This window comes from Ligilactobacillus ruminis DSM 20403 = NBRC 102161 (assembly GCF_900113455.1).
In the GTDB taxonomy this organism is placed as follows: domain Bacteria; phylum Bacillota; class Bacilli; order Lactobacillales; family Lactobacillaceae; genus Ligilactobacillus; species Ligilactobacillus ruminis.
The window spans coordinates 1-6,871 of the sequence record NZ_FOPI01000053.1; the positions used below are offsets into that span (position 1 = coordinate 1).

Genomic DNA, 6,871 nt, shown 5'->3' on the forward strand with positions numbered 1-6,871 from the left:
CAGGTTCTGATGGTATGGTCTGATATGGAATACAGCCTTGATGTTCTGGTGATTCCCAATGTTTCTGCTTCATGAATGATCATCAGCTTAAAATCAGCAGAATATTTCGATTTTCTTCCCATATGAAAATGCCCTCCAAGCATACAGCAAATTTTCTTTTTTACCTGTATACTTAAAGGGCATTATAACCGGTCGCAAATCGACCGTCTTCGTTCGGCATTTCGTTAAATTCAAGCAGAAAGCAGGAATTTTTGCTGTCAACTATTTGTTTTCCGTTCTCAGATACAGTTCTTCCAACTGCTTTTCGGAAACGGTGCTCGGGGCATTCGTCAATGGTTCTGACGCCTTGGAATTCTTAGGGAAGGCAATCACTTCACGAATATTGTCTTTGCCGGCAAGAAGCATTGCGAAACGGTCAAGGCCAAGAGCCAGGCCGCCATGAGGAGGGAATCCGTAATCAAGTGCCTCCATGAACCAGCCGAATTGTGCTTCAGCGCTTTCCTTCGTAAATCCAAGCGCTTTGAACATCTTTTCCTGGATATCGCGACGATGGATACGAATCGAACCACCGCCAAGCTCATACCCGTTCAAAACGATGTCATAGCTTTGAGCATGACATTTGTGCGGATCCGTTTCAAGCAGATCCAGATCTTCTTCGTTTGGCATCGTGAACGGATGATGAGCTGCGATATAGCGTTCAAATTCCTCGCTGTACTCAAACAACGGCCAGTCGACGACCCAAATGAACGCAAATTTGGAATTGTCGATCAGATCAAGTTCCTTTGCAATCGAAACGCGCAAATATCCAAGAGAATCAGCAACGACCTTGCGATTGTCGGCAACGAACAACAACAGGTCGCCAGCTTTGGCACCGGTTGCTTCTTTGACTTCTGCTTCCTTTTCTTTGAAGAACTTGGAAACGGGACCGGCCAAGCCTTCGTCCGTCACTTTCATCCAAGCCAGGCCTTTGGCGCCGAAACGCTTGATGTATTCCTGCTTTTCTTCGATCTTTTTGCGCGAATACTTGTCAGCACCGCCAGGAACGACGATTGCTTTGACCTGACCGCCGTTTTCAAGCGCCGAATCAAAGACCTTAAAGCCGACACCCTTGACGACTTCTGCCATATCCTGCAATTCCATGCCAAAACGAATGTCCGGCTTGTCTGAACCGAAACGATCCATCGCTTCGTTCCAAGTAATCTGCTTAATCGGCGTTTCAATTTCGATTCCAAGAGTTTCTTTCATGACTGCTTTCAGCAAGCCTTCCGTCATTTCGCGAATTTCATCAGCCGTCATGAATGACATTTCCATATCAATCTGAGTAAATTCAGGCTGACGATCACCGCGCAGATCCTCATCACGGAAGCAGCGCGCAATTTGATAATAGCGATCATAGCCTGCCCCCATCAGCAATTGCTTAAAGAGCTGCGGTGATTGCGGAAGTGCGTAGAAATGTCCCGGATAAACACGCGACGGAACCAGATAATCACGGGCACCTTCAGGAGTCGAGCGCGTCAAATATGGCGTTTCGATGTCAAGAAAATGGTTTTCATCCAAATAACGATGAACGGTTTGCGTGATTCGATTTCTGATCATCAAAGAACGCTGCATTTCAGGACGACGCAAATCGAGATAACGATAACGCAGACGAGTGTCGTCAGTTGCCGTCGTATCATCTTCGATGCTGAATGGAGTCGTTTTTGCTTCGTTTAAAATCGTGACCTTGCTTGTTTCAACTTCGATTTTGCCGGTTTTCATATTCGGGTTGACGGCATTTTCAGCACGACCGACGACCTTGCCGACGATTTCGATTACGTATTCGCTTTTAAGTGTTTCGGCAATTTTGAATGCTTCTTCTGAAATTTCATGACTGAAAACAAGCTGAACCAAGCCTTCACGATCGCGAAGGTCTGCAAAAATCAAATTTCCCAAATTGCGGCTTTTTTGTACCCAGCCTTTCAAAACCACTTCTTGACCGAGATACTTTTCATCGACCAATCCAGCGTATGTCGTTCGCTTCATTGTAATATCTTCCTTTCCTACTTTGCAAGTTTCGCAAAGTCTTCATAAACATCATTTAAGGAAACGCTTATTTCTTCGCCTGTTTCCATTTTCTTCAAATTAGCTTTTCCTTCGGCAAGTTCCGTTTCGCCGATCGTCAAGGTATACTTGGCGTCAAGCTTGCTTGCCGTCTTGAATTGCGCCTTTGGCTTGCGCGACAGATAATCGCGATCGGCACTGAATCCCTGACGTCTCAATGACATTGCAATCTTAAGCGTTTCAGCATTCGTGCTTTCACCGATGCCGACAACATAAACGTCAAGATCGTTTTCGATGTCAAATGCATCCTCTTCTGCCTCCAAGATAAGCAGCAAACGCTCAACGCCAAGACCAAAGCCGATGCCCGGCGTTTCAGGTCCGCCAAGCTGTTCAACCAGACCGTTGTAGCGTCCGCCGGCACAAACGGTTGTCCACTTGCCTGAAAAGACCTTGGAATCGCTCATGATTTCAAAAATCGTATGGTTGTAGTAATCAAGGCCGCGAACCATGTTTGAATCGATTTCGTATTCGATGCCAAGGTCGTCAAGCAACGATTTAACCGTTTCAAAGTGCTTTTTTGCATCGTCCGTCAAATAATCGAGAATTGACGGTGCTCCTTCAACGATTTTTTGATCGCCTTCATCTTTTGAATCCAATACGCGCAACGGATTTTTGTGAAGACGTTCTTTTGAATCATCTGAAAGTTCTGCTTCAAAAGGTTCGAGATAATCAATCAAAGCTTGTCGATAAGCCGCGCGCGACTCATTGTCGCCAAGCGTGTTCAAAGCAAGCTTAAGACTGTTCAAACCAAAACTCTTGAGAAGTTCGATCGCCATTGCGATGACTTCAACGTCAAGCGTCGGATTGTCGACGCCGAATGCTTCGACGCCGATTTGGTGAAATTCGCGGAAACGTCCGGCTTGCGGGCGTTCATAGCGAAACATCGGTCCGATGTAATATGTCTTGAACGGCTTTTGAATTTCTGGTCCGTAAAGCTTGTTTTCCACATAGCTGCGAACAACTCCAGCAGTTCCTTCAGGACGAAGCGTAACGTGACGATCGCCTTTGTCAAAAAAATCATACATTTCCTTTGTCACGATGTCTGAAGTTTCGCCAGACGTTCTTGAAAAGACCTCAAAGTTTTCAAAAATCGGCGTTCTCATTTCCTGATAGCGAAATTTTTTGAATAATGCACGTGCCTTTTTTTCGATAAATTGCCATTTTTCGGAATCGCCCGGCAAAATATCGGCAGTGCCCTTTGGACGTTGGTACTTCATTTTTAATTCCTCCTGTTGATTTTCCGGCAACAAAAAAGCCCCTATCGATCATCTCTGATCGACAAGGGCGCAAAAGCACGGTACCACCTTGGCTTATAAACTCAGGGATAACGCGCCATGTCGCGGTGCTTTCATCAAGCACGCCTCGAAAGTGTCTTTCGAAAAGTCGATCCGTTGGACTTTGCAGCATCCGTCCACTCTCTGTGCGGTCTTCTTTTCTACTCCTCTTTTTCACCGGTTCATTTATGATAAATACAGTGTACTAAATATCAAATGTTAAGTCAAGCGTTGTTACGGCTTGTTTTTATTGAACAAGCAGACACATCTCACCTGATCGGCAAACCTTTAGCTTCTGCTAACGTCATTTTATTTGGACCGCCATCAAAGCGCTCAAAGACAACCACCTCATAGTCATCTTTAGCCATATTTGCACCTCACGTTACAAATGAAAGTCAGCTATTTTTTCTGGCTGCTCTCATCTCACGTTCCTTGCGTCTTTTCTTTCCATACTCTTCTAATTCTTTTGCTCTTTCTTTTTGAAGACGCAGTTCTTCTTCGGTATAATCCGGCTTGCGTGATTCTGCATAGATTCGCTCCAGATAATATTTTCGAGCCAATTCCTTACTCAACATAAAAATATCACCTCAATTTATAAATATACAAACCAGCCTCTTTTTTCATTAACTCTAAATCAGCGCCACTGTTTATAACAAACTCTCGCTGCTTTCTATATGCTTCATCAGCTATCAACTCAACGTAACCGCCATTACTTCCCCTGGGAACAATAATTGCCACATTGGGTACCTTTCCTATTACTGCCCCAAGTGCGACCGACGTACTCGTAAATTTGTAGGAAACACCGACTAAGTCTCTAGGATAGAAATCATTTCTGTATGCTATTATATCATCCTTCAACCTAAATGATATGGCGGCCTTGATATTGTCTGCGTTTCTCAAAATGATTTCCTTATCTAGAGTATACTCTTATTTAATCGATGTTGATGATAAGAAAAATTACGTCAATTATCACGGAAATTAAAGCAGTAAATTAAAGAATAAATTATTCATATGTGTGCAAACTGTGTGCAGACTTTTTTAAAACATACTAAAACATATGAAAACTCAGAAACAAAAAAATCGCCTATAAACGTTATCATATCAACGTTTATGGGCGATTTTAAAATTATTTGAACTATAGCATATTGAACTATAGCATATTGTTTATAAAAAGGAGAGTACAGGATTTGAACCTGCGCGCCGGTACTACCGGTTCGCCGGATTTCGAGTCCGGTGCATTACCACTCTGCCAACTCTCCACAACAGCATTAATTATATCAACTAATATTGCTATTGGCAAGAGGAAATTTCATTATCTTTTAAATAATTCTTTTTTTATGCCGTGATTGACGAGATAAGCCACTTTCTTGGCACGAGATTGATGCTTGAAAGCATATTCTGCTTTCAACGCACTGGATTTGTCAGAAAATTCTTCGTGATATATCAGCTTGACGGGCCGCCTGTTTCGCGTATATTTGGCTCCTTTGCCGCTGTTGTGCTTTGCTGTACGAACTTTCAAATCGGTCGTAAACCCTCCGTAAAGCGTTTTGTCAGAACAAAGAAGAACATAAAAATAATATTTTTTATCCATATACGATCTTCCTGACTTCTTCCGTGTACTTCCCGTTTTCTTCGTAGACGAAAAGCGGCGGCATAAAGCGAAGTCCGCCCGGCTTGCCGTCTTTTATGGCTTCAACGAGCACCATGTTTGCTTCGCGATTCCTTTTTGGATAGACGAACTGCACTCGTTTCGGCTCCAAACGATGCTTCTTCATCAATTCGATCATTTCGATCAAGCGTTCCGGACGATGAACGTACGAAACCCTTCCGTTCATTTTGAGCAAACCGCTGGCCTGTTCAATCGTCTGTTCAAGCGTCACCGCAAGCTCATGCCGAGCCAATGCCAAATACTGATTGGGATTTTTCTTGCTGTCGGGCTGATCTTCAAAATACGGCGGGTTGCAGGTCACCGTATCGATCGAGTCCTTTGCCAAATACTCAAAAACATTGTTCAAATCATCGTTGATCACCGTTACGCGTTCTTCCAAACCGTTTAGGTCAATGCTTCTTTTTGCCATGTCGGCCAAACGCGGCTGAATTTCGACTTCGTAGATTTGCGCACTGGATTTTGGCGTCAAAAAAAGACCGACCGCACCGTTTCCTGCACATAAATCAACTATTTTCTGCTCCTTTTTCTTAGCCGGGTTGGCAAAATCAGCCAATAAAACGGCATCTAACGAAAACGAAAATACCTCGCTGCTTTGAATAACCTTTATGCCGTTTGAAAAAAGCGCATCGACGCGCTCATTTGCATGAATTTCAACATCCATTTCTTTTCCCTCGTTCACTTGTTTAGGATATCTGTATATTATACCATTTCCTGGTCAGCTTTTCGAAAAACTTGTAATTTATGTCGTTTCATTTTAATATTAGGTGTGAATACATTTTGAAAGGGAGAAAAAATTTGTTCTATTCTTTTATCAGAGTCGTTGCGCGATTCATCGTCTTCGTTTTAAACGGCAACGCTCATTATGAAAATAAAGATAAACTTCCAAAGGGAAACTATATCCTGGTTGCGCCGCACCGTGCTTGGTTTGACATGATCTATTTCGCTTTGGCGGCGGCACCGAAAAAATTTTGTTTCATGGCCAAAAAGGAACTTTTTAAAAATCCAATCCTGAAATTCATCTTGGTTCATGCCAATGCTTTTTCGGTCGATCGAGAAAATCCAGGGGCATCAGCCATCAAAAAACCTGTCAAACTGCTAAAAAGCACCGATTTGTCGCTCATAATCTTTCCGTCCGGCACGCGTCACAGCCAAAACCTCAAAGGCGGTGCCGTTTTGATTTCAAAACTTTCCGGAGTTCCGCTTGTTCCCGTCGTCTACCAAGGACCCGTAACCTTTAAAGATTTATGCAAACGCCAAAAATTAACGGTTCGTTTCGGAGATCCGATTGAAGTCGATCGTAAAATGAAACTGACGGATGAAAATCAGGCTGAAATTCTTGAAAAAATGAATCAGGCATTCGATAAGCTCGATAAAGAAATCGATCCGAACTACCATTATGTCGATCCGCATCCGAAAAAATAACCGAGACCGTCAGTTTATCTGGCGTTTTTTGCTTTATTCGCAAATAATTTCAAAGCTAAAAATACCTGCTGCAATGTAAGCGGTCGTTAAATAAGCGTTCTTCATAAACCTCCGATGTCTTGGTATGCTTTAAACATCAAGTATATCGGAGGTTTAAATATGAAATTGGATGACGTCGTGGAAGTCAACCTTGTTGACCTAAGCCCTAAAGAAACATATCGACCGGTCAGGGAAATGGCTGCGAAAATTATTACGGAAGATGTTGAAATCCGAATCTACAACGGAGCTTCGAGAGAGATTCTCAAAAATTTGAACAACTATCTTTGGTATCGTGATCAAAATGTTTCCAAATATAAATAATATGAAAATCTATCTCATTTGCGGTAAGACCGATCTTCGCAAAGGG

8 protein-coding genes, 1 tRNA gene and 1 pseudogene are annotated in these 6,871 nt (G+C 42.9%); 2 read left to right on the forward strand and 8 right to left on the reverse strand.

Going from position 1 to position 6,871, the window contains the following annotated elements; all coding sequences use genetic code 11:
* The 8 genes and pseudogenes from BMZ95_RS11675 to BMZ95_RS10465 form a co-directional block, all read right to left on the reverse strand.
* A pseudogene (locus BMZ95_RS11675) lies at nucleotides 1-122 on the reverse strand (helix-turn-helix domain-containing protein); the annotation flags it as partial.
* Nucleotides 123-261: 139 nt separating this feature from the next.
* Nucleotides 262-2,022, reverse strand: a complete 1,761-nt coding sequence (gene aspS, locus BMZ95_RS10435) for an aspartate--tRNA ligase (RefSeq protein ID WP_046922527.1) — start codon at nucleotides 2,020-2,022, stop codon at nucleotides 262-264.
* 17 nt (nucleotides 2,023-2,039) lie between these two features.
* On the reverse strand, nucleotides 2,040-3,317 hold the full coding sequence (gene hisS / locus BMZ95_RS10440) for a histidine--tRNA ligase (RefSeq protein WP_014073345.1): 1,278 nt from the start codon (nucleotides 3,315-3,317) through the stop codon (nucleotides 2,040-2,042).
* Nucleotides 3,318-3,769: 452 nt separating this feature from the next.
* Nucleotides 3,770-3,949 (reverse strand): hypothetical protein, encoded by a 180-nt coding sequence (locus BMZ95_RS10445; protein WP_014073343.1) that lies wholly within the window; start codon nucleotides 3,947-3,949, stop codon nucleotides 3,770-3,772.
* Between the two features lie 7 nt (nucleotides 3,950-3,956).
* Nucleotides 3,957-4,274: a hypothetical protein gene (locus BMZ95_RS10450; protein WP_046922528.1), complete on the reverse strand. Its 318-nt coding sequence runs from the start codon at nucleotides 4,272-4,274 to the stop codon at nucleotides 3,957-3,959.
* 272 nt (nucleotides 4,275-4,546) lie between these two features.
* Nucleotides 4,547-4,633, reverse strand: a tRNA-Ser gene (locus BMZ95_RS10455).
* Nucleotides 4,634-4,686: 53 nt separating this feature from the next.
* Nucleotides 4,687-4,965 (reverse strand): GIY-YIG nuclease family protein, encoded by a 279-nt coding sequence (locus BMZ95_RS10460; protein WP_014073342.1) that lies wholly within the window; start codon nucleotides 4,963-4,965, stop codon nucleotides 4,687-4,689.
* Nucleotides 4,958-5,704, reverse strand: a complete 747-nt coding sequence (locus tag BMZ95_RS10465) for a tRNA1(Val) (adenine(37)-N6)-methyltransferase (RefSeq protein ID WP_014073341.1) — start codon at nucleotides 5,702-5,704, stop codon at nucleotides 4,958-4,960. The genes BMZ95_RS10460 and BMZ95_RS10465 overlap by 8 nt, the downstream gene beginning before the upstream one ends.
* Nucleotides 5,705-5,838: 134 nt before the next feature.
* Here BMZ95_RS10465 and BMZ95_RS10470 point away from each other — a divergent pair, with 134 nt between their 5' ends.
* Entirely contained in the window at nucleotides 5,839-6,465 is a 627-nt protein-coding gene (locus tag BMZ95_RS10470) for a lysophospholipid acyltransferase family protein (protein ID WP_174519783.1), read from the forward strand.
* 159 nt (nucleotides 6,466-6,624) lie between these two features.
* Nucleotides 6,625-6,825: a hypothetical protein gene (locus BMZ95_RS10475; protein WP_014073217.1), complete on the forward strand. Its 201-nt coding sequence runs from the start codon at nucleotides 6,625-6,627 to the stop codon at nucleotides 6,823-6,825.
* Nucleotides 6,826-6,871 lie beyond the last annotated feature (46 nt).